Source organism: Streptomyces sp. NBC_01775 (assembly GCF_035917675.1).
Lineage (GTDB): Bacteria > Actinomycetota > Actinomycetes > Streptomycetales > Streptomycetaceae > Streptomyces.
Window position 1 is genome coordinate 8769186 of sequence record NZ_CP109104.1, and the last position, 24187, is coordinate 8793372.

The 24187-nt window shown below is 69.6% G+C and carries 25 protein-coding genes; 21 read left to right on the forward strand and 4 right to left on the reverse strand.

From position 1 onward, the window contains the following. Window positions 1-570: 570 nt before the first annotated feature. On the reverse strand, window positions 571-1059 hold the full coding sequence (locus OHB04_RS38720) for a TrmO family methyltransferase domain-containing protein (protein WP_326692295.1): 489 nt from the start codon (window positions 1057-1059) through the stop codon (window positions 571-573). Between the two features lie 71 nt (window positions 1060-1130). Continuing rightward, window positions 1131-2507: a Tat pathway signal protein gene (locus OHB04_RS38725; RefSeq protein WP_326692296.1), complete on the reverse strand. Its 1377-nt coding sequence runs from the start codon at window positions 2505-2507 to the stop codon at window positions 1131-1133. A 138-nt stretch (window positions 2508-2645) separates the two neighbouring features. On the opposite strand from OHB04_RS38725, the gene OHB04_RS38730 reads away from it, so the two are divergent. From OHB04_RS38730 to OHB04_RS38780, 11 genes are all read left to right on the forward strand, one after another. Beyond that, window positions 2646-3224, forward strand: a complete 579-nt coding sequence (locus OHB04_RS38730; RefSeq protein ID WP_326692297.1) for a hypothetical protein — start codon at window positions 2646-2648, stop codon at window positions 3222-3224. 110 nt (window positions 3225-3334) lie between these two features. After that, window positions 3335-3697 (forward strand): ATP-binding protein, encoded by a 363-nt coding sequence (locus tag OHB04_RS38735; protein WP_326692298.1) that lies wholly within the window; start codon window positions 3335-3337, stop codon window positions 3695-3697. After that, window positions 3697-4068 carry a hypothetical protein gene (locus OHB04_RS38740; RefSeq protein ID WP_326692299.1) on the forward strand — a complete coding sequence of 124 codons (372 nt, stop codon included), beginning with the start codon at window positions 3697-3699 and terminating at the stop codon, window positions 4066-4068. Before OHB04_RS38735 ends, OHB04_RS38740 begins: the two co-directional genes overlap by 1 nt. A 128-nt stretch (window positions 4069-4196) precedes the next feature. Continuing rightward, window positions 4197-7424, forward strand: coding sequence for a lantibiotic dehydratase (locus OHB04_RS38745; RefSeq protein ID WP_326692300.1), 3228 nt, complete (start codon window positions 4197-4199; stop codon window positions 7422-7424). A gap of 213 nt (window positions 7425-7637) precedes the next feature. Further along, entirely contained in the window at window positions 7638-8651 is a 1014-nt protein-coding gene (locus OHB04_RS38750; RefSeq protein WP_326693110.1) for a thymidylate synthase, read from the forward strand. Further along, window positions 8648-9187, forward strand: coding sequence for a nucleoside-diphosphate kinase (locus OHB04_RS38755; RefSeq protein WP_326692301.1), 540 nt, complete (start codon window positions 8648-8650; stop codon window positions 9185-9187). The genes OHB04_RS38750 and OHB04_RS38755 overlap by 4 nt, the downstream gene beginning before the upstream one ends. Window positions 9188-9239: 52 nt before the next feature. Beyond that, entirely contained in the window at window positions 9240-10418 is a 1179-nt protein-coding gene (locus OHB04_RS38760; RefSeq protein ID WP_326692302.1) for a radical SAM protein, read from the forward strand. Continuing rightward, a complete protein-coding gene (locus OHB04_RS38765; RefSeq protein WP_326692303.1) occupies window positions 10415-11017 on the forward strand; it encodes a 3'-5' exonuclease in 603 nt (200 codons plus the stop codon). The genes OHB04_RS38760 and OHB04_RS38765 overlap by 4 nt, the downstream gene beginning before the upstream one ends. Continuing rightward, window positions 11014-11628, forward strand: a complete 615-nt coding sequence (locus tag OHB04_RS38770; RefSeq protein ID WP_326692304.1) for an AAA family ATPase — start codon at window positions 11014-11016, stop codon at window positions 11626-11628. The genes OHB04_RS38765 and OHB04_RS38770 overlap by 4 nt, the downstream gene beginning before the upstream one ends. Further along, window positions 11625-12395, forward strand: coding sequence for an aldo/keto reductase (locus OHB04_RS38775; RefSeq protein ID WP_326692305.1), 771 nt, complete (start codon window positions 11625-11627; stop codon window positions 12393-12395). Before OHB04_RS38770 ends, OHB04_RS38775 begins: the two co-directional genes overlap by 4 nt. 152 nt (window positions 12396-12547) lie before the next feature. Next, a complete protein-coding gene (locus OHB04_RS38780; RefSeq protein ID WP_326692306.1) occupies window positions 12548-13318 on the forward strand; it encodes a hypothetical protein in 771 nt (256 codons plus the stop codon). Between the two features lie 204 nt (window positions 13319-13522). Here the strand turns inward: OHB04_RS38780 and OHB04_RS38785 are convergent, their stop codons facing one another. Beyond that, window positions 13523-14356: a helix-turn-helix transcriptional regulator gene (locus tag OHB04_RS38785; RefSeq protein WP_326692307.1), complete on the reverse strand. Its 834-nt coding sequence runs from the start codon at window positions 14354-14356 to the stop codon at window positions 13523-13525. A gap of 308 nt (window positions 14357-14664) precedes the next feature. Between OHB04_RS38785 and OHB04_RS38790 the strand changes: the two genes are divergently transcribed. Beyond that, the gene (locus tag OHB04_RS38790) at window positions 14665-15165 is read left to right on the forward strand and encodes a hypothetical protein (protein ID WP_326692308.1); all 501 of its coding nucleotides are present in this window, start codon (window positions 14665-14667) and stop codon (window positions 15163-15165) included. Then, window positions 15162-16313, forward strand: a complete 1152-nt coding sequence (locus OHB04_RS38795) for an MAB_1171c family putative transporter (protein ID WP_326692309.1) — start codon at window positions 15162-15164, stop codon at window positions 16311-16313. The genes OHB04_RS38790 and OHB04_RS38795 overlap by 4 nt, the downstream gene beginning before the upstream one ends. A gap of 3 nt (window positions 16314-16316) precedes the next feature. Here OHB04_RS38795 and OHB04_RS38800 read toward each other — a convergent pair whose 3' ends face one another. After that, on the reverse strand, window positions 16317-17351 hold the full coding sequence (locus OHB04_RS38800; protein ID WP_326692310.1) for a helix-turn-helix domain-containing protein: 1035 nt from the start codon (window positions 17349-17351) through the stop codon (window positions 16317-16319). 481 nt (window positions 17352-17832) lie between these two features. On the opposite strand from OHB04_RS38800, the gene OHB04_RS38805 reads away from it, so the two are divergent. The 8 genes from OHB04_RS38805 to OHB04_RS38840 all read left to right on the forward strand — a co-directional run bounded on the left by OHB04_RS38805 (window position 17833) and on the right by OHB04_RS38840 (window position 24123). Beyond that, on the forward strand, window positions 17833-18192 hold the full coding sequence (locus tag OHB04_RS38805; RefSeq protein ID WP_326692311.1) for a hypothetical protein: 360 nt from the start codon (window positions 17833-17835) through the stop codon (window positions 18190-18192). A 2-nt stretch (window positions 18193-18194) separates the two neighbouring features. Further along, window positions 18195-19151, forward strand: coding sequence for a hypothetical protein (locus OHB04_RS38810; RefSeq protein WP_326692312.1), 957 nt, complete (start codon window positions 18195-18197; stop codon window positions 19149-19151). Then, window positions 19151-19858: an ATP-binding protein gene (locus OHB04_RS38815; protein WP_326692313.1), complete on the forward strand. Its 708-nt coding sequence runs from the start codon at window positions 19151-19153 to the stop codon at window positions 19856-19858. Before OHB04_RS38810 ends, OHB04_RS38815 begins: the two co-directional genes overlap by 1 nt. Before the next feature lie 95 nt (window positions 19859-19953). After that, a complete protein-coding gene (locus tag OHB04_RS38820) occupies window positions 19954-20511 on the forward strand; it encodes a WhiB family transcriptional regulator (protein WP_326692314.1) in 558 nt (185 codons plus the stop codon). Next, the gene (locus OHB04_RS38825; protein ID WP_326692315.1) at window positions 20508-21419 is read left to right on the forward strand and encodes a DUF2637 domain-containing protein; all 912 of its coding nucleotides are present in this window, start codon (window positions 20508-20510) and stop codon (window positions 21417-21419) included. The genes OHB04_RS38820 and OHB04_RS38825 overlap by 4 nt, the downstream gene beginning before the upstream one ends. 144 nt (window positions 21420-21563) lie before the next feature. Continuing rightward, window positions 21564-21788 (forward strand): hypothetical protein, encoded by a 225-nt coding sequence (locus OHB04_RS38830; RefSeq protein WP_326692316.1) that lies wholly within the window; start codon window positions 21564-21566, stop codon window positions 21786-21788. A 221-nt stretch (window positions 21789-22009) separates the two neighbouring features. Further along, window positions 22010-22384 carry a plasmid mobilization protein gene (locus tag OHB04_RS38835; RefSeq protein ID WP_326692317.1) on the forward strand — a complete coding sequence of 125 codons (375 nt, stop codon included), beginning with the start codon at window positions 22010-22012 and terminating at the stop codon, window positions 22382-22384. A gap of 5 nt (window positions 22385-22389) precedes the next feature. Next, window positions 22390-24123: a relaxase/mobilization nuclease domain-containing protein gene (locus tag OHB04_RS38840; protein ID WP_326692318.1), complete on the forward strand. Its 1734-nt coding sequence runs from the start codon at window positions 22390-22392 to the stop codon at window positions 24121-24123. Window positions 24124-24187 lie beyond the last annotated feature (64 nt).

Below are 24187 nucleotides of genomic sequence, written 5' to 3' on the forward strand. Positions count from 1 at the left end.
GAGCTGCGATTTTGGCTGAGATCGCAGCCCTGACCTTGGGCGATGTCTCTTACAGGGGCTTTCAGGCTCGCACGTGTCTATGCGGCCGGAACTCCCCATGGACTCCCCGGCAGAGGGCCATTCTCCCCAGAAACTCCCCAGGGTCGGGGCGAGCGGCCCTCTGCCCGGAGACGCTGTGAGACCCGCAGCCTGGCGGTCACTGTGATGTGTGCTGTCCTCGGGTTTCCGCGTTCCCCGCCTTCGTGGCGGGTCGGTCGCCAACTGCGGCAGCCTCTGCGGCGCTCTTCTCGGCCATGACGGTTGGCCGGTGCACCGGGTGGGATCGTCTGCGGCGCCGGAGAGCGCCGCTTCCCGGGCCCGGCCCACCATGTGGCGACCTGTGCGGGGTTTCTGGGCTGGGCGCAACTCGAGCGATCCCGCCGTACATCGCCCCTGATGAACTCCTCCGCTGAGAAGGCAGCGCTCGGACGGTCGGTCCTGGGCTCTGACGCATACTCGTCACGACGACAGCCGGTACGTCGCGAACCACTCGGCCACAGCGGCGTGAGGTTGGCGTACCGACCTCGCAGTTCAACGCTCTGTGTCATCACGCCAGTAGTCCTGGAGCATCTCGCCTGGCCAGGACGGCTGTGTTACGGGACCGAGCGGAAGCATTTCCTCGAAGACGGCAACGAGGTCGAGGATGGGCGTGCCGTCGTCGGCGTCGAGGTCTGTGACCCGGAGGTCGCGTCCTTCGACGCCGAGCAGCCTCGGGAACGAGATGCCGAGCCGGGCGGGGCGCCGGTGGTTGTGGTGGACGAAGGTGCCCGTGGCGGGCCATGCCGGATTGTCCCGGGGAGAGCGGGCGTGCAACGCGACGTCGTCAGGGGAGCCGGCGCTGAAGTGCCACACGACTTGGAGGTGACTGAACTCCTCGATGCCCTGGAGAGTCTCCGTGGGGTACTCGGGAGCGAGCCTGATGATGGACTCGACGCCGCCCTTGAAGTCGTCGAGGCGGTTCGTGTGGCCCCCGACTACGGTGGCGATGACCGGGACCTCGATGTTCTGGGACAAGTGCATCTCCTCGAGCGTTCGCAGCGCCGCGGAGCGCGTGAAACGCGAGGTCGCGCGGCCTCCCTGGTGTGATGCAGTCAGACTACGCGGGCGAGCACTCCTCGGGCCCGCTCGTCGATTTCGGCAGCCGCGCTGATCCCGCGGTTCCGGTACGGGGACAGCATGCGCCGCATGGTGACCGCGCTTTCGCGTGTCCTGCCGGACTGGACTCCCTCCATTGCGTCCAGCGCTTGGCTCCAGACGTGACACGCGGCTTCGACGCTGCCCTGTTGTGCTTCCAGGGCGCCTAGGAATCCGAGCGTTACCGCGTGTGTCCGGCCGAAGGCGCCGGCGTTCCGAGTGCGGACGCTGCGCCAGAACTCGGTTTCGGCTCCGCGAAGGTCGCCGAGGACCCAGAGGGTGCGAGCGGTCTCGTGGGCGAGCGATGCCTCTGAGAAGAACCAGACCCGGCTGGGCTCCTCGTGCCCGGGCTCGGCTGCGGCCAGGTCGTTCTCGGCGAGAAGAAGGGCTTCTCTGGCCTCGCGCTGCTGGCCGTTCGCGGCGAGGCTGCGAGCGCGAACGACTCCGAGCAAGGCGCGCTCTCGTGGGACCGCCAGGGTGTAGCGTCCTCGGTCGACCGAGGCGCTGGAGAGATCGACACCCCGCTTCGAGTAGCCGAGGTCGGTGGCCTGGTGCGCCATGGCGCGGAGAACGTGTCCTGCCAACGGCTCGTCGTCGGCTTCGGCTGCCAGTTTGACGGCGAGAGTGAAGTATCGGCGGGCGTCCTCGTGCTGGGAGGAATCGAAGGACATCCAGCCTGCGAGGTAGACCGCCTCCGCCGCTGCCGCGTACAAGCGACTGCGCGTCTGGTCGCTGGCGAATGTTCCGCCCAGGTAGGCCGCGATGTCGTCGTGAATGTACTGGTGCAGGGCGGTTCGGCCATCGAGGCCGCCCTGACGCTGGTCGCGCCGGGAGAAGAACTCCGTCATCTCGCGAACGGCGTTGATCTCCGACATCCCGACTCGGCGACCTGTCGTCGCGGTGCGTGTCTTGGCGCGATCCGGGGCTTCGTCCCACCACGTCCGGTGGGGGAGGGCGAGCCCGCTTACCGAGTAGGTAGCCCCGGCCAGCAGCCGACGACGTTCCACGTTGTTACTCCCGAGGTCGACGAGCGCGGTCAGCGTATCGACGTGCCACTCCGAGACAGCCGGTAGGCCCGGCGTGCCTAGTCCGATCTCGCCGGGAGTGATGGGGCGTTGGAGTCGGCGGGACAGGGCCTCGCACAAGATACGAGGCGCACTGCCCGAAGGTTGCGTCCCCGCGATCCACATGGCGATGTGGGAGCGCGTAACGCCGGTCAACTCCGCAGCGCCGGACTCGGTGGCGACTCGAACCACCGCAGCGGCGAGCTTCGGCTGTGACCAGCCGGTTTCCGCGATGACGGCGGCCAATTGCTCGTTCCGTTCACGCGCCATGGTGCGTCCCTGCTCAGAAAACGATCTTTGACGGGTTTGACGGCGTCGAGAGCCGCTCGGGGATACCGACCCACCGTGCTCAACGGTTTGCTCTGTGTCAACGACACCCCCAAGTGCCCCTGCCCCGAGAGGAATCCGGTGAACAGCACTCAGCCGTCTGCCACCGCCATCCAACAAGGCAGCGCGCGCCTCTTCCAACAGCGTGCCGACGCCAACATGCTCATGCCGGGTCCGGGGCGGCTGGAAGGGGAGCGGGGCTTCGGCCGGAGCCTGTTCTCCGATTCCGTTCGGGCGGATCCCGATCCGAGTCTCACCGCCATGAGGAGACGTCGCGCGAACCTCGGGCACAGGATTGCCGCGCTGAGGGGACAGGGCCGGGTGGCGCGGGTCTGCCTGTATGCGCGTGCCATGAGCGATGCGGAGGTCCCCGCGCGGTCGCTTGAGGCGGTAAGTGTCTTTGCCGCACAGGAAGGGTGGCATGCCCGAACCGGCCGGGTATTCACAGATCAGGCCGGGCCTTCTTCTCCGACTGCCCGACCGGGCTGGATCCGTGTGCAGCAGCATGTGCGCTCCGGCTACGCCGACGGTGTCGTCGCACTGACTCATTCCGCGATCTCCCTGCGCTGCGACGAGTACGAGACGCAGCTTCAGTGGTTCGCGGATCACTTCGGGTTCATCGCTCTCGTGCATCCCGAGATCCCGTTGGGCCAGCGGTGACGGCGGCAGTGGTGGAGCCTCTCGACGTGGGTCCGCCTGTCCCCGTCGAAGGGGTCCGCGATGACCTGGGTCTCCGGATCATGCGCACTCCCAGGGCGCCCAGCGCGGCTGTGCCTGACCACGAGGCCCGTTGGGTCGAGCGCTGCCGACGGATCGGCACCGAGAAACTGCGGCTGTGGGGCATGCCGAGCCTGATCGATGATGCTCAGCTTCTGATCAGCGAACTGGTCACCAACGGCCTGCAACACGGCGATGGAAGCAGCGACCTCGGCGTGCGGTTCGTCGTCACCGCCGGCCGCCTGCTGGTCGCCGTCGAGGACGGCTCGCCCGGTAAAGCGCAAGTGCGCCATGCCGCAGCGCACGACGAGGCCGGCAGAGGAATGTTCCTGGTGGCCGCGCTCGCCACGCAGTGGGGCGTCAGCCCGGACGGCTCCACCACCTGGTTCTCCCTTGCGGTTGAAGGGAGGAGCTGATGGCCAACGACTCCGTGTCCCTGACTGTGCTCACGGGAGACGAGCTGGCGGCCGACCGCTTCCCCGACTTGCCCGTGCGGCTCGTACTCAACGCGGCATTCGCGGAAGAAGACCGGGAGGGGCGTCCCGCGCGGGTGGAGGTTCGGATGCGGCCTGACCGTCTGGCGGATCTGGCCCACCGCGTGAAGGCAGCCCAGACCGCACTGGCGATCCAGGCGCGCCGCCGCGCGGAGGCGGAGTCAGTCCAAGAGGAACGAGAACGGGCAACGCATGTGGCGCTGCGCAGCGCGCCGCCGACCGACACCGATCTGCTGAAGCGGGTCCTGGTGTGCCTCGGCGGAGTCATTCCCCCCGCAGCCACCAGCGCGTAGCAGAACGCAGAAGCCGCGAACCCTCGGCCCGAAAGACACCGAGAAGTACGCGAAGCGATGAAACGCATCACACCCCACCACGCCGAACCCAACCCCGAACTCCAGAGCACCCCACCGGAGGAATAGAGATGGTGCAGTGGACGGATCCCAAGCACACGAGCACGGCCGCCCGTGACCCGTACTTCCTCGACGCACGGTGCTGTGAGCTGGAGGGGACGGAGCACGCGCTGCGCGGGATGTTCGACGACCGGGTGCTTCCGCGCCGCACCGGCACCCCCGATCGGCTGGGATACCAGTGCGCCGAGCCGGTACTGATCCGGGTGGCCCACCTCGCCCTGCTGGAGCTGCCGCCCTGGCCGGACCTCGGCGATCCGCGGCAGGGGACCGCGTGGGTGCGGAAGGTGTGGTCGCTTCCCGGGGTACGGGACGCGGTGGAGCACGCCAGTCCGGATCTGGCCCGCCAACTCGACCAGCTCGGCTCCGTCGTCGCTCCGGCGCGGCAGGTGCGCCGCAGCGTGCTCGCACTCGCGGGCTACATGCTGCGCATGAAGGGGCGCCCCACCCCATTCGGGCTGCTCGCCGGCGTCACCGAAGGTCGCTTCCTCGACGCGACGGAGACCGGGGCCGGGGCGGGGACCACGGCGTGCTGGGGGCCGGCACACCGGGCCAAGGCGTGGCCCGGCGCCGGATGGCTGGCCGAGGTCATCAACGACCTGGAGGCGTCCCCTGCCGTCCGGCGCCGCCTGAAGGTCAAGGCCAACAACGTCTGCGAGCGCCGTGGGGAGCGGCTTGTCGTGCCCTGGACGCCCCGGCCCACCCGGGCCCGGACCACGTCGGTCTGCGAGCGCTCCGTGTACGCGACACCGCTGGCCTCGGCGGCACTGCACTTGGCCCGCCAGCCGATCGGGTTCGCCGATCTGGCGGCGAAGGTCCAGGCCGAACATCCCGCCGCCGCCAATGAGAAGGTGGAGACGGTGCTGCACGAGATGATCGAGCAGCGACTGCTGCTGACAAGCGCGTACCCGGCGGCCACAGAACCCGACCCGTTGGGACACGTGCTCAGCGAGATGCGCCGAGCCGGCCTTGAGGACCTCCCGCTGGTACGCCGCCTCGGACAGATCCACGCCCTGATCTCCCAGCATGACGAGGCACCGGCTGCCCGGGCAGCCGATCTGCGCCGCGCGCTGACGCGGCGGATGAACGAAGCGCACGACACCCCGTCGCCGCTCGCCCTGGATCTGCGCGTGGACGGGAAGGTCGAACTGCCCGGGGCCGTCGCCCGCGAGATCGAATCCGCGGTCACCGCGCTGACCCGCGTCAGCCCTCATCCACACGGCACCCCCGCGTGGCGCCGCTACCACCAGCGCTTCCTGGAACGCTACGGGCACAGGGCATGGGTGCCGGTGACCGAACTTGTGGACCCCGACATCGGCCTCGGGCTGCCGGAGGGCTACCTGGGGGCCGAACCGTCCCCGAGCCCGGAGTGGACGCCCCGCGACAAGAAACTCGTCGCGCTCGCCCAGTCCGCCGCCCGGGACGGCATCCGCGAGATCGAACTGGACGAGCACCTCCTCTGGACCCTCACAAGCGGCGATCCCGAGCGCATGCGGGCACCCGCCCACATCGAAGCAGCCTTCGAGGTCCACGCCCGCACTCCACACGACATCGACCGGGGGGTCTACTCGGTCACGCTGACCAACGTCTCGCGGGCCTGGGGAACCATGACGGGAGGCCGCTTCACCAGCCTGCTGGAGAGCGACGGCCGGGCATCCGCGATGGTCGAAGCGCTGCGCGGCCTGCCCACCACCGACCCGGACGCCCTCATCGCTCAGGCGTCCAGCACCTCCCTGCGACCCGACGCCGCGCACATCACACGGGTACCTCAACTGCTCTCGGCGACCGTGTCGGTCTCCGAACACCGCGAGGACGAGCCAGGAACCCTCACGCTCTGCGACCTCGCCGTCATGGCGGACGCGCAACGCATCCACCTGGTCTCCCGCTCCACCGGACGGCCAGTCGAAGTCGCCACGCTCCATCCCCTGCAACTGGAGGTCCACACACTCCCGGTCATCCGCTTCCTCACCGAGATCAGCAGGGCCCGCGCCGTCGGTCTGCGCGGTTACACCACCTTCGACTGGGGCGCAGCCGTCTGCCTGCCCTACCTGCCCGGCGTCCGCTACGGCCGCGTGCTGCTCTCCCGGCCTCGCTGGCGGCTGGAAGAGGAGGATCTGCCCAGCCGCGACGCGACGACGGTGGAGTGGGAGCAGGCACTGGCCGAGCTACGCGAACGGCTCGGACTGCCCTCCGTGGTCCGCGTCTCCTACGTCGACGAGCGCCTGGTGCTCGACCTCGACGAGCCCCTCCACCGCGCGCTGCTGCGCAGGCAGGTCGAACGCGCACGTATCGCTCCGCTCACCTTCGACGAGGCCCCCGCCGACCGGGCCCGGGAGTGGATCGGGGGACGACCGCACGAGATCGTCGCCCTCCTCAAGGCGAGCCCGCAGGCCCGGCAATGGCCTTCCACCGACCCGGCCACCGCCGTCCGCCGACGGCCCCGTGTCCCGCAGCCTCCCGGCACAACGGACCGCTTGTGCCTGCTGTGGCCGGGACGCCCACGCCGTCAGCAGGAGATCGTCGCCCGTCACCTCCCACACCTGCTGAGTGACCTCAGCGACGCGCTGCCCGGTCCTCCTCGGTGGTGGTACCGCTGCGGGCGGGACCACCTGCTGCTCACCCTCGTCCTCCCTGACCGTGCGGCGTTCGGGGAAGCCGCCCATCGCGTCGGCGAATGGGCCGGTGGCCTGAGCGACACCGGGATGCTGGCGGGAGACGGACTCAGGTATGTGGCCTACCGCCCCGAATACCGCCGGTGGGGCGAGGCGGACGCGCTCACGGCAGCCGAGCACGTTCTGGCTGCCGACTCCGCGGTCTTCGCCCACCAACTCCGGGACAACCACCATCCCGACACACGCGTCCTGGCCGCGTCCAACATGGTCACCACCGCGCAGGCATTCCTAGGCGGGCCCGACCACGCGGCGCACTGGCTGGTCGAACACCTCCCGAAACAGACCCGGCCCCACCTTCCCCGCGCCTTCGTGGCGGAGACCATCCGAAGCACGAAGGACTGGGCACCAGACGGCTCGGCCGAGGCGCACCGGCAGTCCGTGACCTTGCTGTACCGCGCCGTATGCGACCGCGCCCCCGACGTCGAGCCGGACCTCGTGCTCACCGAGCTGCTGTACGAACACCACCTGCGAGCCCACGGCCCGAACCAAGAGCGTGAACAAGACTGCTGGCACCTCGCCCGTGCCGCCGCCCTGTCCTACCAGGCCCGCAGCCGACAACCGGCGCGATGAGGGTCCCGTCCCCCCCCATCGCCTCATGACTTCTCCCTCTCGGTGAGCGCCCCTCTGCCCGAGTGGTTCGCCGGAGGAGGAGAGGGGCCTCTCGCCACTCGCGCCATCGGTAGGCGAGGAGCCGCGGCTCCCCCCGAAATGGCCCACCCAGTCCCTGGGGGAGAGCCGCACGACTACCCGCTGGACGAAACCGAAAGGACACGCATCTTGACTGTGACGTCTTCCTTCCGCAGCGTCGAAGGCGCCTACCTGGCGCTGCTCACGCAGGCGACCGACCAGTACGAGCAGCACATTGCGGCCCGGGGCAACGAGGCCCACGAGGTCATCGGCGTCGGCTTCCGGCTGTCCGACCCCCGGCAGCGCCTCGCGTATTTGGTGACACGCAAGGTCAACCCGGTCTTCCAGTTCGCCGAGGCGCTCTGGCACTTGGCCGGCCGCCGCGACCTGGAGATGATCGGCCACTACGCGCCGTCCATGCGCTCCAGCTCCGTTGACGGCGCCTCCCTCCACGGCTCCTCCTACGGCCACACGCTCTTCAACCCCGCTGATGGCGACACAGTCTCACCCTTCGACCGGGTCCTGGAGCTGCTGCGTACCGAGACCGACAGCAAGCGCGGGTACCTCCCGGTCTTCTCCGCAGCCGAGCTGGCCGTCAGTGACAACCCTGACGTGGCCTGTCTGGCCGGGCTGCACCTGCTCGCGCGCGGTGGACGTCTGCACATGGTGTGCAACATGCGGGCCAACGATCTGGACCGCGGACTGCTCAGTGACGTGTTCAGCTTCACGATGATTCAGGAGTACGCAGCGGTCCAACTCGGTCTGGAACTGGGGGCATACACCCACTTCATCGGTTCGGCCCACGTCAACGACCGGGATTCCGAGCGCGTCAAAAAGGTCCTGGACGAGGCGGACTTGCGCCGCCACCCCCAGCACTTCCCCTTCCCCGCGATGCCGGCGGAGACCACGCCCGGCGTCATCGCGCGCGTCCTCGAACACGAGGAGCTGCTGCGCACCGACACGGTCCGCTACAGCGCGGACGACATCGCACAGCTGGACATGCACGCGTACTGGCAGCAGGCAGTGCTGCTGTTCGAAGTGCACCGGCAGGTCCAGCATGAACGGACCGCCACCGTGAGCCGGGACGTACTGGACGCGCTGCATCCGGGCCTGCGCTGGCTGCTCGGGCACCGCTGGTCGTCCTTCGCGGCCGAGGGAGCCGAGCGGTGAACCGACCATCGGAGAGCGGCTCCGTGGTGGAGGGCATCGACTTCTCCCACTGGGCGGTTGTCCTGTGCAAGCCGGACGCGGTGGACCGCACGCTCGTGGACACGGTCCTCGAACGCATCACGGCTGCCGGTGTCACCCTCGTCAGCCGCCGGGACCTCGTTGCGCGCGCGTGGCAGGCCCACGTCCATTACTGGGATCTGCTCGTTGACGCCGACTGGTTCCCCGGCCGCGACATTCCCGCCTGTCTGGACGCGATATACGCCGACCAGCCCGTCACGGTCGCCCTGGCGCGCGGCGAGCCCGGCATCCACTCCCGTCTGCGGCAGACGCTCGGCCACTTCGACCCGACCCAGGCCGAGCCCGGCACGATCCGGGGCGACCTCGGAAACGACAGTCTCCAAGCCGCCCTTGCAGAGAAGCGCCTCGTACACAACCTCGTGCACACCTCGGACGACCCCGCTGCCGCGCGCCGGGACTTCGGTACCTGGTTCGGCGCCGGCCGCCGCGAACTCCTGGCACCTGCCGCTCCGAGGTAAATCACACCCAGCCAGGCGTACGTGACTCCCTCTCCCACCTCTGGAGGACTCCATGAACGCTCCCGTAGCCTCACCCCGCCGTGCTCTCCCGATCCTGTCCCCCGAACAGATCGGCGGCCTGAAACCGGCTCTCGCCGACGTGATCGAGTACCGCAAGTCCGGACTGTCGCTGAACTGGATCGTCGGCTGCCCGCTGGAGTGCGGGTACTGCGTACGGCACCTCTTCGACAACTTCGAGATGAAGATCCCCCGGCGCCTCATGAGCGACGAAGAAGCCGCCGCCCGCCTGACCGGACACCCCTACTTCCGGGCGCACAAGACGCCCCTCCAGCTCCTGAACCGCGCCACCGACCCGATGCTCCCCGTCGTGAAGCCGCACCTGTTCCGCTTACTGCGCACGCTGGACGATCAGGGCCTGACCAATCACGTCCTGATCATTACGCGATGGCGGGTGGCCCCCGAGGACTGCGCGACCCTCAACAGCTTCGCCCACCTGCGCCTGACCGTGCTGGTCACCCACTCCAACATCGCAGACCCGGCCATCGAGCCGGTGGACTCCACCATCGCCGCACAGAGCCTGCGCACCCTGCACGAGCACGCCGAGCGCTACCGCACCGTCCTGTACTGGCGGCCGATCGTGCCGGGCCTCAACGACTCCGAGGCCGACATCGAGCGAGCTCGTGACCTTTCCCAGCACGCGCACGCAACCGTCTTCACGGGCCTGTTCTTCCGGAACGAGATCGCCGCGTACTACGAGGCACACGGTCTGGACATGCCGTACGAGGACACCGCCCGGCGCAAGATCATGCCCGAGGCCGCCGAGCAGCGGATCCTCGACGCCTTCGAGCAGGACGCATCCTGGGGAGCCCTGTTCCGCAAGACCTCGTGCGGTGTCGCCTACGCACACGGGGAGGCCGACTACAACGGGCACTACGGCATCCGCGAGCTGTGCGACATCTGCCCTGTCGAGCAGATCGCGAGGTGCCAGGCCGCCTGGGTCCAGCCGGACCTGAAGGCCGTCACGCAGGAGGCGCGCGAACTCGGCGCGGCCGGCCAGGTAGAGGTCAATGACCGTGCCATCGTCGTCGAAGGACTGGACGAACCGCCGCGCTACTACCTCCAGCACGGCTTCGGCTACCAGTGCCACGACCGAGCCAAGCCCCACCACTACCGCCAGCACGGCCGAGCCGACATCGGCTGGGAGGCGGAGAACGGACACCCGACCACATGAACTTCTCCTCCTGGCCCGCGCTGCTCGTCGTCGACGTCGAGGGCAACGGCACCAACCCGCCCGACCTGGTCGAGGTCGCCGCGCTCCCCGTCCGCGACGGACAGCCCGACGAGAGCACCGCGGGCGCCTGGCTGACCAAGCCGAACCGTCCCGTGACACCGTTCGCCACCCGGGTGCACGGCCTGACCAACCAGGTACTGGAAGACAAGCCGGGCTGGGAGGAGATCAAGGGCGCGGTCCACGCGTTCCTGGGCACGGCGTGGATCGCCGCGCACAACGCACACGTGGACCACCGAGTCCTCTCCGCGCACCTCCCGCAGTGGCAGCCGGCCGGGGTCATCGACACGCTCCGGCTGGCCAAGGCCACCTATCCCGACCTGGCCAAATATGACCTCGACACCCTGATCGAGCACGTCGAACCGGACCTGAGCCAGGCCCCTGCCCAGCGCCATCGGGCGACGTTCGACACGTACGCGACCGCGCAACTCCTCATCGCCATGGCCGGCCGGTACGAGAGCTGGGACCAGCTCGTGGCCGTCGCCGTCCCGCCCGGCCTGCCCGGCGCCCCCGAACCAGAACAGGAGCCCACCCTGTGGTGACCGCACCGAGCCCCACGCATATCGGCGTGATGGGCGCCCACTCCACCGGCAAGACCACGCTGCTCAAGCGCATTGAGAGGGAACTTCGTGGCCACGGCATCACCGTGGCCCGTACCGGCAAGCTCGGTCGCCGCGCCGCAAGCCTCGGTCTGCCCAAGATGCAGCACCACACCGCAGCCTCCACCGAGTGGGTCATCGCGCAGGGCATCGCTGACGAAATAGCCGCAGCCACCCCGCGCTCCGAGCACGCTGAACCCCTCCAGGTCGTCCTCGCCGACCGCGCCGCCTGGGATGCCCTTGCCTACTACCGCGCAGCCCAGGTATGGCGCCGGGACCGCCCGAACCAACCGGAGCACGACCGGCTGACACTCCTCGCCTCGACTCAGGCACCGAAGTACAGCCTCCTCCTGGCGACGGTCCTCGACCCCGCTCTCTCCGTCGCGGGCAAGCACGACCACGACGGCCGCTACCGCACATTGGTGGACCGGCACACCCACAGGCTGCTCGCCGAGCAGGACATCCCGCACGAACGCGTGACGAGCGACCCCGACAGCCAGACACACGCCGTCGAGCTGGCGCTTCAGCTCTGCCTTACCGAGGCCACGCCGTGAGCAGCCCACCGCCTGCGGGCACCCTCACCATCGCCGGGAAAACCGTCTCCCGGCTGGGCTTCGGCACCATGCGCCTCACCGGCCCTGGCACCTGGGGCGACCCGGCCGACCGAGGCAAGGCCCTCGACCTGCTCCGTCAGGCCGTCCATACCTACGGCATCACCCACATCGACACCGCCGATGCCTACGGGCCCCACACCGTCGAGCACCTACTCAAGGACGCCCTGCACCCCTACCCCAGGGACCTGCTGATCGCGACCAAGGTCGGCATGCTCCGTACAGCGCCCAACGAATGGACACCGCACGGGCACCCCGTCTACCTCCGGGCCAGCGTAGAAGCGAGCCTGCGCCGCCTCGCCGTGGACCGACTCGAACTCTGCTACCTCCACCGCATCGATCCGCAGATCCCTCTCGACGACCAGATCGCCGTGATGGAAGCCCTCCAGGACGAAGGCAAGATCGGCCACATCGGACTGTCCAAGGTCACACCCGACGACATCCTCGCGGTGGCACAGGACCTGCCCATCGCTGCCGTGCAGAACGTCCTCAACCTCACCGACCACTCGGACCCAGCAGTGGAACTCTGCCGGAACTTGGACATCCCCTACGTGCCGTACCGGCCCCTCGGCGCCGGCCACCTCGCCCACACACAGGGAATCCGCACAGCCCTTCGTTGGCTGCTCGAACTCGGCGACCACGTCGCACCCATTCCCAGCACCAGCCGACCGAAGCACCTCGAACAGATCGTGGCGTCCGTGGCCGAATAACTCACCAGTTCGGCAAGGTGATCACCGTAAACTGAGTAGCTGGTGGCGCAGTGCTCCTGGGTTCGTCGACGTCAGCGCGGAGCAAGTGCGGGAAACAGACCCGTGAGACGCCCCATTCCACCCGACGACCGCCGCCGCGATGATGTCTGCTCATGAAGGAACTTGTTCTCGCCTTGGTGGCTGCGGTGTTCGGACTAGCTGGCACAGTCGTTGGTGCCCGTGCCGCGAAGAAGGGAGCGTTGATCAGTGCGGAAGTTACCTTGCAGCAAGTTCGCGACCAAGCCGACGTAGATCAAGCCCATTGGCTTCGGCAACAGCGGCTTCAGGCGTACGAAGGTTTCCTTGCGGCCTGGGACGAGTGCCTCCGCATCATTGACTCCGTGGGTCTTCCTGGGAGCTCCGACTCGCCGGGAATCAACCCGCTGAAGGAGGCTACTGGCCGTATGGCAGAACGCGCTAGGCGGATCGACATCCTAGGCCCAGCCGAGGTGGCTAGGGCAGCGAAAGAGCTCGCCGTCAGTATTCGGCGCGACGTGGACCTAGCCACCAAACTCATGGAGCTCGCAGAGTCGCAGCGGCCGGCAGCCGAAAGCATTACCACCGGGACATTACCAGCGATGGCCTCCGCTGTTGAGGCCATGGAGGAGGCTACGAGGCAGATGCAAGAGCTTACGGCGGAGGCAATCGAGGACGCTCGAGTGCCTCCTGGAGCGGACGCAATGTTCGATGCATTCGAACGGGCCGAGGGTCTCGCTAACGTTGCAATCACTCAGGCGCACGCGGGCAATGATGAATTTGCCGTCTTCCTTGAGCAAGCGACTGCGCTCGTCGCCGAGCTCAAGAGCAATCAAGAAGCCCGCGAGGGTATTCGCGAGCGGTTCACGACCGCAGCGCGGTACACGCTTGATTCCGCAACTTCATGAGCATGGCGCCGGATGCCGACTCATGACGCGCTGAGAGACCAGGAGCTTGGAAGATGCGAGCACGCCTCGGCAGGTCAACCCGATCCGCCGGTGCAGCAGCGTCGAGGTGCGGCCGCGGGTTGCCTATGTGCAGGTAGCCCCGAGGCTATTGAGCGCCCGAGATCGCATCCGGGCGGCTCGGCGAGGTGCTGTTCTGGTCGAAACTCAGCCGTGCGTCGAGTTTTCCGCCAGCATGACGATCAGGCGTGATCCGGGGGCCGCTAGGGGAAGGAACGCCAGGGCGCGTATCGTCATGATCTTTTCGGGTTGTTCCGGATGCCGCATACGTCGGTTGCGTTGGTCTGGATGTGCGCAGGAGACCTGGGTCCGCCACAACTCGCGGGCGCCCTCGCTGCGGTCGAGGAGGTCATCACACAGGCGGGCGAGCGTGTCGTTGTGGGGTTGGAGCGCGAGCGCGTAGCGGAGTCGGGCGAGGGCGGGAAGTGCCCAGTCTTCCCGCCAGTTGACCAGGTACTCGCGTGCTTCTGGGCTGAAGAGGCTCACCATCACGTTGGCCCGTTCAGCTTCCGAGCCGGCCGCGATCCAGGGAAACCACTTCGCGTACGCCGCGTTGAAGCCGGTGACGTCCCAGCTCTGGTTCAGGACGAAGGCCGGGTGGGGGAGCATCCTGTCGAGCACGAGGCGCAGGTCCTGGCCAGCGGTGTCGTTGGTAGCGGGACGTGTGGGGGGCGGGGGGTGACCGAGGGCCAGGTGGAAGAGGACCGCGCGTTCGGTCTTGTCCAGGCGCAGCAGGTTCGCCAGGCGCTGGAGGAAGTCCTCTGAGAAGCGCCGGGGCTCGCCGCGCTCCAGCTCCTGGTACCACGTGAGGCTCACGTTGGTGAGGGTGGCTACGTCCCGTTGGGTCAGTCCGGACTTAGTTCGCCGACGGGTGCTGTCGATTCCCGGGACGCGGGTGTGATCAAGGCGCTCGCGCCAGGCGCGAAGGAATGCTCCCAGCTCCACGCCCTGCCGCTCTGTGTCGTGGTCTCGCTCACGCATTAGTCGCCTCTCCGGTGTTGGTGAGGGTCATGAGCCGCCTCCTTTCGGTCGTCGAAAGAGCACGTCCACAGATTTTCCCTGTACACGGCAACGAAGTGGACTTTTGCGCTCCGAACGGGTGAAGGCGCAGCGTTCTCCGATCAGGAGAGGTGCCACTCAAAGTGAGTCTTCCTTCTGGGCACCATGGCGTCCGCGTACGGAGCCCTTGCGGTGTCCGTACGCCTTTGTCAGGTCAGGAGGACGAGGACATGTGGCGTTTTCCCCGACAGCTTCGGGCCCCGCACACGGTGGGCGCCGGGGAACGGGAGGTGAGAAGGCGTATCCGGCACCTGATGCGGAGGCTGGACGTCCAGCCTCCGCTGAGTGTGCGGGAACTGTGCCAGGCGGTGGCGGCCGACCGTGGCCGGGCCATCGAGTTGCGGGCTCACCCGCTGCCTGCCTGCGGGCCGCATGGCCTCTGGCTGAAGCTGCCGACCGTCGACGTGGTGCTCTATCAGGAGTGCACCAGCCGCATACACCAGGACCACATCCTGCTCCACGAGCTGGGTCACATCCTCGCAGGCCACCAGGGGCGCCGGGACGTGGAGGGCCTTCGGTACCTCTTCCCCGCACTCGCACCCGAACTGGTCGAACAGGTCCTGCAGCGCCACACCTGTGTCGAGCCGGAGGAGCGCGAGGCAGAACTGATCGCCACGATCATCGGGGAATGGGCCTCGGTGCTCGACGTCCTCGTGCCGCCCGCCCGCACCGTTGACCCCTCGGCGGCCCGCGTGCGGAGCATCCTGGGAGACCACGGAGGCTGGCAGTGACGCTGGTTCTCTTCGCGGTCATGAACCTGGGCGCGCTCTGGAGGGTGGTCCAGGCCCTCCGTACGCCGCACGACCGCGCCCTGCGCGCACTCGCCCTGTGTCTGGTCTGCGCCTGCGCCGGTTACGCCCTCGCCGTTCCCGACGGCACGGGAGACCTCGCCGCGCTCGCCGGGGACTCGGTGCCCGAGCACCGCTGGGCGAAGACCGCCCAGTACCTGCTGGTGATGGCCTGCTGCTACACCCTGATGTGCTTCTACCTGCACTCCTCCAACGCCCCGAAGGCGCAGCGCAGAGCCCGGTACGAGGGAGCGGTGCTCGCAGCGGTGATGGCCGCGCTCGTCGGACTTGCTGCCTCGGCCCCGCACGGCGCGCTCACCAGAAGCTACGCCGAGGCCGATATGCGCCTCTGGCCGGTCCTCGGGTTCTACGGCCTCACCGGCCTCTACCTCGGATACTCCATGGGCGCGGCCTGCTGGTGGACCATCACCCACGCGCGGATCTCTCATCGGCCCCATTCCACGGGTCTGTGGCTGGCGGGCAGCGGGATGGGGGCCATGGCGTTGGCCTGCGCCGGCCACATCGTCGTCATGACCACCCGGGCCCTGGGCGGCACCGCGCCGTGGACGCCGGTGGCGGTTCTGGTCCTGGCGCTCGGGGTGCTCACTTTCGTCACCGGCCTCGCTTATCCGGCAGTCCACCTCCGCATGGCGGGCGCACTGCTGTGGTGTCGGCGCATCCGTGCGTACCGCCGCCTGGAGCCGCTGTGGTGCCTGCTGACGCACACCGGGCCCGCTTCTTCCCCCGCCGCATCCTCGGGTCGCTCCGGCCGGGGTGTGCACCGGCGCCTTCACCACAGAATCATCGAGTGCCGCGACGGACTCGTTCGCATGAGTCCACAGCTCGCCGAACCCGATGCGGAGTCGCCATCCGAGCGATCACCGGATTCCCTGGCCGCACGATTGATCCAGGCGTGCGAGTCGGAATCCCTCCAGCGTGACGACAGGCTTCCGGCTGTCAGCCTGGCCCTTCCCGCGGAGCGGGACCACGGGAGTGAACTGCACGCTCTCCTTCGACTGGCCGACAGCGTGCGCGCACAGTCAGCCGGTGCGCTGGCCAGGCCGAAGGGATGGCTGGCAGGCCGTCAGTGAAACTCAGCCCGCGGAGGGCCCAGGAGGCCGTCCCGGCTCTGGCGGCTTACGCGGCTCAGCGGCGGGATTCGTGTTCTGGAACTCCTCCGCGATCCGGGTGATCTCGGCGATCAGGTCTGCCGGCAGTCCTTCGTTGCCGAGTCCGCGTGCGGCCAGGGCGCTGATGGAGCCCTGCTTGAACGCGGCGAGGGCCTTGAGCCCTTCAACCACCTGGCGCACGGCTTCTTCGTCAGAGGCGAAGAACAATCTGCTGACGCCGAAGTAGTCCGCCAGCCCGGCGAGGACCACATCAGGGGCTCCGGTTCGGTTCCCTGTGCGCAACGCGCTGATGCCTTCGGCGTCGACGACCGCCGCTTCCGCAGAGGCGTTGACGCCGTCGGCGATCTGCTGATCGGTGGGCGGCTCTGCATCGCGCCGGGTGTTTTCCAGCAGGTAGTCGATCTTCTCCCCGAGCGACACCGGCATCGCGGAGCCGCCGCTCCCGCCGGTATCGGGCTCGCGGGCTTCGTTGCCGAAGCTGCGCTCCTGGGCAGCCAGGAGAACTTCGACGCCGACGCCGTACGCCGTAGCCAGAGCGGGGACGTAACGCTCCTTAAGGCGACGTACGCCCCGCTCCGCCCCCGTGACGGGGCCTGCGCTCTTCGTGCCCGTGATCTGCACCGTCTCGTAGCGGTAGAGCCCTGCGTCGCACCGAAGGTCGGCGAGGTCGGGAAGCCCGGCCCGGGGGAACAGGGCATCGAGGTTCTTACCGAGGGCTCGGGCCAGGGCGGGCAGTTTCTCCGGGTCCGGAGATGTCGGGCCGTCCGCCTCCCACCCGGCGATCGAGGACACCGCCACACCGACTTCAGCTGCCACGTCGCCCTGGGAAAGCTCCGCAGCGCGGCGCACCGCGCGTACGCGGGCTCTGTCGAAGTGGCGGGCGGGCATCACACCTCGCGTTTCGTCGCACTGAAAGAAATTCGATCCGTTGACATTGCGTGTGGGTCGCAATAGTTTCAGCCTAGCGAAATTCGCGACACTGTGCAGGCCCTTCCCCATCGGTGATCGCGGCCTTGGGTCTCGCCGAGAGCGCGTCCTCCTCTCGCTCGGTCAACGCCCCGCGTTCCGCACGCGGTGCCCCGACCGCAGAGAGGGAGGCCCACGAGCCGCGCAGCTCGGGGCAAGGGGCATGGCCCGATCGCGGACGCCGCGAACCCCGATGTGCGCGGGCTCGCTGTGAGAGGTCAGCCACTGTGCCGACGACCCCTGCTATCGGCTGGAGTGTTGGCGGACCTGCACATATGTTGCTGGTCCCTCGGCGAGAGCCGCCGGGGCCGAGGTGCGAGGAGGCGAACCCAGGAGCCGCTTCACGATCAACACACGGGACGCGCCAGGGGGATGAGACCGGCGCCCGGAAGTTAGCCGCTTCCGGGCGCCGGACCGCCACCCCGAAGGGCGCGGATTCATCACCGGGGCGGGCCGGCTGACCTTTTCGACGAGAGCGGCCGTCCCTCCCCGCCTACAAGCGAGGGATTATCGCATGCCCGAATTTCCCGGCGGAAGGACGACCGCTGCTCCGGCCCCCGAGGGCGCGGCAGCTACCGGTGCGTCTCGCCAGCAGCGGCTGGCCGAGCTGCTTGCCGACATGGTGCCCGGCGCCCGAACCATCCGCGTCTCGCAGCGCGAGCCGGACCGAAACTGGCCCACCCCCAACGCCCGCGCCTACGACGGGCAGGGGCGGCTGCTGACCCTGAACCGCGCCCAGCGGCTTACCGCTGCCCGCTGGGTCATCCGGGCCAGTCCGGAGCTGGACTGGGACGAGCCGCACGACCTCGACCTCGCCTCTGGCACTCTGCGGCCCACGGCCGAGGGATACGGCGCTGTCGTCGGGGGGTGCTGAGCATGGCCCGGATCCGCACGCTCAAGCCCGAGGCGTTCGCCTCCGAGTCGCTCGCCGAGGTGAGCATCGCCGCTGAGCGGACCTTCTTCGGCCTGCTGACGCAGTGCGATGACCACGGCCGCTTCCGGGACCAGCCCGCCGTCATCGCTGGGCTCCTGTGGTCCCTGCGCCCCGAGCACGGGCCGGTCGGCGTCGAGGACGACCTGTCCCAGCTCGCGGTGGCGGGGCTGATCTGCCGCTACGAGGTCGACGGCAAGCGGCACCTGCACATCCTCACCTTCCAGCGCCACCAGAGGATCAACCGGCCCAGCGGCGTCCGTCATCCCGACTGCCCGCTCCACGATGCCGAGCGGCCTTCCACCGACGATGCGGCGCAGACTGCGGGAGCCCTCACGGAGTCCTCGTTGAAGGATCACGGAGGGCTCACGGAGGACTCAGTGAGCCCTCACGGAGCAGTGCGTGAGGACTCCGTGAACGGCGAAACAGCAGGTCAGCTCGCATTCAGTGAGGGCTCAGTGAGTCCTCACGGAGGAGGTGGTGAGTCCTCAGTGAGCCCTCATGGTCCGGATCTAGGACCTAGGAACGTGGATCTAGGATCTTCCCCTTCGGGGGGCGCTTCCGCGCCCGCACCGGAGTCCGCCTCCACCCAGCAGCTCATCGGCGAGTACGCCGCCTCCTGCGCACACCGCCCGCCGAACGGGGTGCTCGGACACCTCGGCCGCGAGGTCGCCAAGCTGCTCAAGGAGGGCATCGACCCGGAGCACATCCGCGCCGGGCTGGCCCTCCACCGGGTGAAGGGGCTGCATCCGAGCACGCTGCCGAGCCTGGTGAACGAGGCGATGAACGCCACCGGGCCGAGCGGTGGCTTGGTGCGGCCGGAATCTGCGAATACCGTGCGCGGTCACCGGGCCTGGGCCAACCCCGCCGACCCTGCCGCCGCCTACGCCGAGGAGCTGTGATGCGCGATACCGACGCCCAGCCCGTCGGCGGCATCGCACGCCGCCTGACCGGCATCCTCAAGTCCCGGGGCATCGACCCGAACGCTCCGGTGTCCGACGAGGCCGAGCCCAGCCCCGGGCTGGAGGCGGCCCAGGCCCGCATCCCGGCCCGCTACCAGGACGCCGTCGCCGACCACCCCGCCGTCGACGCCTGGGTGAGCGAGGTGGCCGCCGCCGGGCGCCGGGGCCCGGACGGATCCCCGGGGATCGCCCAGGGCCGGTCGCTGCTGATCGTCGGCACCACCGGCACCGGCAAAACCCACCAGGCGTACGGCGCGGTCCGCAGCCTGCTGGCGGCCGGGGTCCGCCTGCGATGGAAGGCGACCACCGCCGCCGACCTCTACGCCGAACTGCGGCCCCGGCAGGGGAGCGACGGCGAGCGGGAGCTGCAGGACCTGGCCCGCTGCCCGCTGCTGATCATCGACGACCTCGGCGCCGCGAAGGCCAGCGAGTGGACCGAGGAGATCACGATGCGGCTGATCGACCGCCGCTACACGCAGATGCTCCCGACCCTGGTGACCACCAACCTCGGCATGAGCGACCTGCGCGCCCACATCGGGGATCGCGTCGCCTCCCGGCTGACCGAGATGACCGACAAGGTCATCCTCGACGGCCCGGACCGCAGAAGGGCCCTTGCGGCCGAGCGCCGCCGCCTCACCGCCGTCTGACCTTCTCCGCGCGACCAACGGTCCGCCTCCCTTCACGCACCAACCCCCGGGCCGCGCCTGCCCGAACGCGCCCGGGGCCGATCGGAGACACCCCCATGCACCAGACCGACACCGCCGAGCCGCGCACCCTCGGCGACCACACCTGGCACAACCAGGCCACCTGCCTGTCCACTACGACCAACCCGGTCGACCCGGAGATCTTCTTCCCCGAGCCGGACGAGATGGACCGCATCCACGCCGCCAAGGCCCTGTGCGCCCAGTGCCCGGTCCGCCGGACCTGCCTGGATGCCGCCTTGGAGGCGGGGGATCGCGAGGGCATCCGGGGAGGGATGACCGAGGAGGAACGCGAGCCGCTGCACAGCAAGCTCCACCTGCGCCTCGACTACGCCCGCGTCAACGCCACCCTGGCCGGTCGCGACATCCACCTCACCGATGCCGAACGTCGCGCGACCGTCCGCACCGCTTACCAGAAGGGCATCCCGGCCGAGTATCTTGCCCGCCTGCTGAAGATCACCGAGGAGCACGCTGAGAAGCGCTACCGCCAGGTGCGCCGCGAGATCCGCAACAGCTCGGTCGACGCCACGGGCGACCAGACCCTGGCCACCGCCCCGACCGCGCCGACCGCCCGCGACAACCTCGGGACGGCCGCGTGACCCACATCGACGCGATACCGGTGCGCATCACCGGCTGGGACCGCGCCGCCATCGTCACCCTCGGCGCCGCCGGGTGCGCGCTGTCCTACGACGCGCTGCAGCAGATGGCCGTCGCCATCCACATCCGGGGACTGCTCACCTACCTCTTCCCCTTCGTCATCGACGGTTTCATCGGCTACGGCGTCCGCGCGGTGCTGGTGATGCGCAGCGCCTCCCTCGGCGCTCGCTGCTACGTGTGGGCCCTGTTCGGCGTCGCCACCGCCGCGAGCATCTGGGCCAACGCCCTGCACGCCGTCCGCCTCAACGACCGGGCCCCGGGCGGCGGCGGTCTCCAGCTCGGGGACGTTGCGGTCGGCGTACTGTCCACACTCGCCCCGCTGGCCCTGGCCGGAGCCGTCCACCTCTACATCCTCATCGCCCGCCGCGCCGCACAGCCCGGACACCCGGACACGGCCGGTGCGGATACCTCCGTCGTCCGTACCGAGCGGGTCACCGATGTCCCGGCGGACAGCGGGTCCGTCCGGGGCGCGACGGAGAACCCGGAGGGTCGGCGCGGACAGCCGGACACCGGCTCCGAAGACGCACCAGAGCACAAGGGACGCGACGCTGTCCTCGGCGGAGAGCCGGACGCGAGATCCGGTCACCCTGCCCCGAACGGGACGCCCGCCCCGGGCCCGTCGGCGGGCAACGGCGATGCGGAGACGGGCTCCCCGTCCGCTCCCGGTGAGACCGAGGACCTGCTGCCGATCGCCCGCCGCGCGGTGTCCGAGGCCGGGAAGCTGACCCGTCAGGTGGTCGCCGACGCCATCCGGGGACAGGGGATCCCGCTGTCCAACGACCGGCTGACCGAGCTGATGCAGCAACTCCGCACCGAAGCGGGCAACCGGACACTCCGCTCCACCGGCTGACCGCCGCGAACCCGCCCGGCGGACACCCCGCCCGGTCACCCCGGACACCGGTCACCCAGTCACTCCGGAACCGGCAGCGGGGTGCCCGCCCCACCCGGTCACACCACCGCCCCCAGCCCAACCGCCTCCACCCGGGAGACCCCAGTGCGTGCCACCCCGCCGTCCACCGAGGAGATCGAGGTGTGGCTCGCCGTCCTGCGCGCACACGGCCACCTGCACTGCGCCGAAGCCGGCCCCGACGGGACCTGGACGGTGCGGCGGACACCGTCGAGCGCCCCACACACGCTGCACCACCCCGTCCTCGCCCTCGACTACATCGCCGCCGTGCTGCGCGACGTCCGGGTCGAAGCCGGAGACGGCGCCCGATGACGACGCCGAACAACCCCACCACCCCGCCCGGGGGTCTGCCGTACGACCAGCCGGCACGAGGCCGAGCAAGCTATACCTTGCGAAACTCCCTCGACGGCGGGGCCGTCGAGGGAGTTTCGCAAGGGCATGCCCCCACCCCCACAATGGCGGGGGAGGCCCGGCACCAGGGGGCGCCGCAGCCGAGGGGGGAGATGCCGCCGAGCGCCGCCGTCGAGACACGCATGCGCCCGCGCCTTCGCCAGTCCCAGCAGCGCGACCGCGTGCGCAGCGTCCGCCTGACCGCCGACGAACTCACCGACGTTCAGCGCGCCGCCGAAGCGATGGGCCTGCGGGTCGCCGGATTCCTCGCCGACGCCGCAGTCGCCGTGGCCCGCGCCCAGGACGGTCCGCACACCTGGCTGATGGACCAGCGCGCTCTCGTCGAGGAGCTGATGCGCGCCTCCGCCCAGCTCGCCCGCGTCGGCAACAACCTCAACCAAGTCGCCCGCGCGCTCAACAGCGGCGGCGAGACCCCATACGCCGAAGACGCCCTCGCTCGCGTGCTGCGGGCCGCAGCCCGCGTCGAGGCCGCCGCCACCGAGATCGCGAAGCGCTGACCACCGTGGTGCCCGACATCTCCCTCGGCGGCCGGACCTACGGCCTGCTGGCCTACCTCTACGGTCCCGGCCGCCGCGACGAACATTTCGATCCGCATCTGGTCGCCTCCTGGCAGCCGGAGCTGGCCCCCGATCCGGGACGCGATCCGACCGCGACGCTCAAGCAGTTGCAGGAGCGCCTCGACCTGCCGGTCCAGGCAATGCCAGAACACCGCCGCCCCAAGCGGCACGTGTGGCACTGTCCCGTCCGCGCCGACCCCGGCGACCGGCACCTCTCGGATGCCGAGTGGGCCGAAGTCGCCCGCCGAGTCGTCCACGCCACCGGCATTGCCGAAGACGGCGACGAACACGCCTGCCGCTGGATCGCCGTACGCCACGCGGAGGACCACATCCATATCGTCGCCACCCTCAAACGCGAGGACGGCCGCTCCCCACGGCGGCACCACGACTACAACCGCACCCAGGCTGAATGCCGCCAGATCGAGAAGGACTTCGGCCTGCGCCAGCTCAACCCGGGGGACCGCACCGCCGCGAAGCAGCCCACCAGCGCCGAGCGAGCCAAGGCCGAACGCGCGGGCCGTACCGACACCGCCCGCGAACTCCTACGCGACCACGTCCGCCAGGCCATGGCCGGTGCCGCCGACGAAACCGAGTTCTTCGACCGGCTGGCGGAGGCCGGAGTACGCCTCGACCGGCGGCTCGCTCCCTCCGGCGACGTCCTCGGGTACAAGGTCGCCCTCCCCGGCGACCGCAACCGCGCGGGCGAGCCGATCTGGTTCTCCGGCTCCCGCCTGGCCCCCGACCTTTCCCTCCCCAAGATCCGCAGGCGCCTGGACGGCCCGGAAGATGCCGACGACCCGCTCGCCGACAGCCATCCCCGCCAGCGTGACGGACCGGCGCGAGCCCGCCGCGCCGCCACCGGCATCATCGAGCGCACCACCACGGCCTACACCGACAGCGACGAAGCCGAGGCCGCCGCGCAGCTCTCCGGCCTCGGCGAAGTCCTCGACGCCGTCGCCCAGACCTCTCCGGCCTCCACCCGGCAGCAGGCGACCGAAGCTGCCCGCGCCTTCGAACGCGCCACCCGCTTCCACACCCGCGCCGAACGCGCCGACGACCGCGCGGTCCGCTCGGCCGCGCGCGGCATCATCCAGGCCGGCAACGCCCTGGGCCGAGGCGAGGACGGCGGCACGACCGCAATGCTGCTGTCCACCCTGGTCCTGGCCACCATCGCCGCCGCCCGCTGGCACGCCGCCCGCCGACACCACCAGCAAGCAGCCGCCGCCCGGCAGGCCACCGTCCAGCTCCGGGCCGCCTACCGCACCGCCGCGACCCCGCCGATGCGCGCGATGCGGGCGCAAGGTCGCCGCTTGCCCGAGCGCGTACGGGCCCGTCATACCGGCACGGTCGAAGTCGCTCTTCCCGGCCGCACCGGCAGTCTTCGCCGCGAGGGCGGATGGGACGCGCTGGTTGCCACCCTCGACCAGGCCGAGCGCGCCGGACACGACCCCGAAACCCTGCTGCAGAAGGCCGTCGAATGGCGCGAGCTGAACACCGCCGAGAGCGTCACCGACGTCCTGGTCTGGCGCCTGCGGCGCCTCGGACGGCTCCCCGCGGACCCGTCACAGCCCGGCGCCGACACCCGGACCACGAAACAACAGCCCCAGCCAGCACGGACACACGCCGCCACCCCGACGACCCAGAACCCCACCCCTCCCGAGCACCGACGAAGGCGCTGAAGGCACGGCGCAAAGGGCTGGACGAGACCGATCTCGCCTGTTAGGGCTGGTCAGAGGAACACAA

What these genes read in the sequence shown, in the direction of transcription:
- OHB04_RS38720 (WP_326692295.1), bottom strand. Translation starts at nt 1,059, where the DNA reads ATGCACTTGTCCCAGAACATCGAGGTCCCGGTCATCGCCACCGTAGTC.
- OHB04_RS38725 (WP_326692296.1), bottom strand. Translation starts at nt 2,507, where the DNA reads ATGGCGCGTGAACGGAACGAGCAATTGGCCGCCGTCATCGCGGAAACC.
- OHB04_RS38740 (WP_326692299.1), top strand. Translation starts at nt 3,697, where the DNA reads ATGGCCAACGACTCCGTGTCCCTGACTGTGCTCACGGGAGACGAGCTG.
- OHB04_RS38745 (WP_326692300.1), top strand. Translation starts at nt 4,197, where the DNA reads ATGGTGCAGTGGACGGATCCCAAGCACACGAGCACGGCCGCCCGTGAC.
- OHB04_RS38760 (WP_326692302.1), top strand. Translation starts at nt 9,240, where the DNA reads ATGAACGCTCCCGTAGCCTCACCCCGCCGTGCTCTCCCGATCCTGTCC.
- OHB04_RS38765 (WP_326692303.1), top strand. Translation starts at nt 10,415, where the DNA reads ATGAACTTCTCCTCCTGGCCCGCGCTGCTCGTCGTCGACGTCGAGGGC.
- OHB04_RS38780 (WP_326692306.1), top strand. Translation starts at nt 12,548, where the DNA reads ATGAAGGAACTTGTTCTCGCCTTGGTGGCTGCGGTGTTCGGACTAGCT.
- OHB04_RS38785 (WP_326692307.1), bottom strand. Translation starts at nt 14,356, where the DNA reads ATGCGTGAGCGAGACCACGACACAGAGCGGCAGGGCGTGGAGCTGGGA.
- OHB04_RS38800 (WP_326692310.1), bottom strand. Translation starts at nt 17,351, where the DNA reads ATGGGGAAGGGCCTGCACAGTGTCGCGAATTTCGCTAGGCTGAAACTA.
- OHB04_RS38805 (WP_326692311.1), top strand. Translation starts at nt 17,833, where the DNA reads ATGCCCGAATTTCCCGGCGGAAGGACGACCGCTGCTCCGGCCCCCGAG.
- OHB04_RS38810 (WP_326692312.1), top strand. Translation starts at nt 18,195, where the DNA reads ATGGCCCGGATCCGCACGCTCAAGCCCGAGGCGTTCGCCTCCGAGTCG.
- OHB04_RS38815 (WP_326692313.1), top strand. Translation starts at nt 19,151, where the DNA reads ATGCGCGATACCGACGCCCAGCCCGTCGGCGGCATCGCACGCCGCCTG.
- OHB04_RS38820 (WP_326692314.1), top strand. Translation starts at nt 19,954, where the DNA reads ATGCACCAGACCGACACCGCCGAGCCGCGCACCCTCGGCGACCACACC.
- OHB04_RS38835 (WP_326692317.1), top strand. Translation starts at nt 22,010, where the DNA reads ATGCGCCCGCGCCTTCGCCAGTCCCAGCAGCGCGACCGCGTGCGCAGC.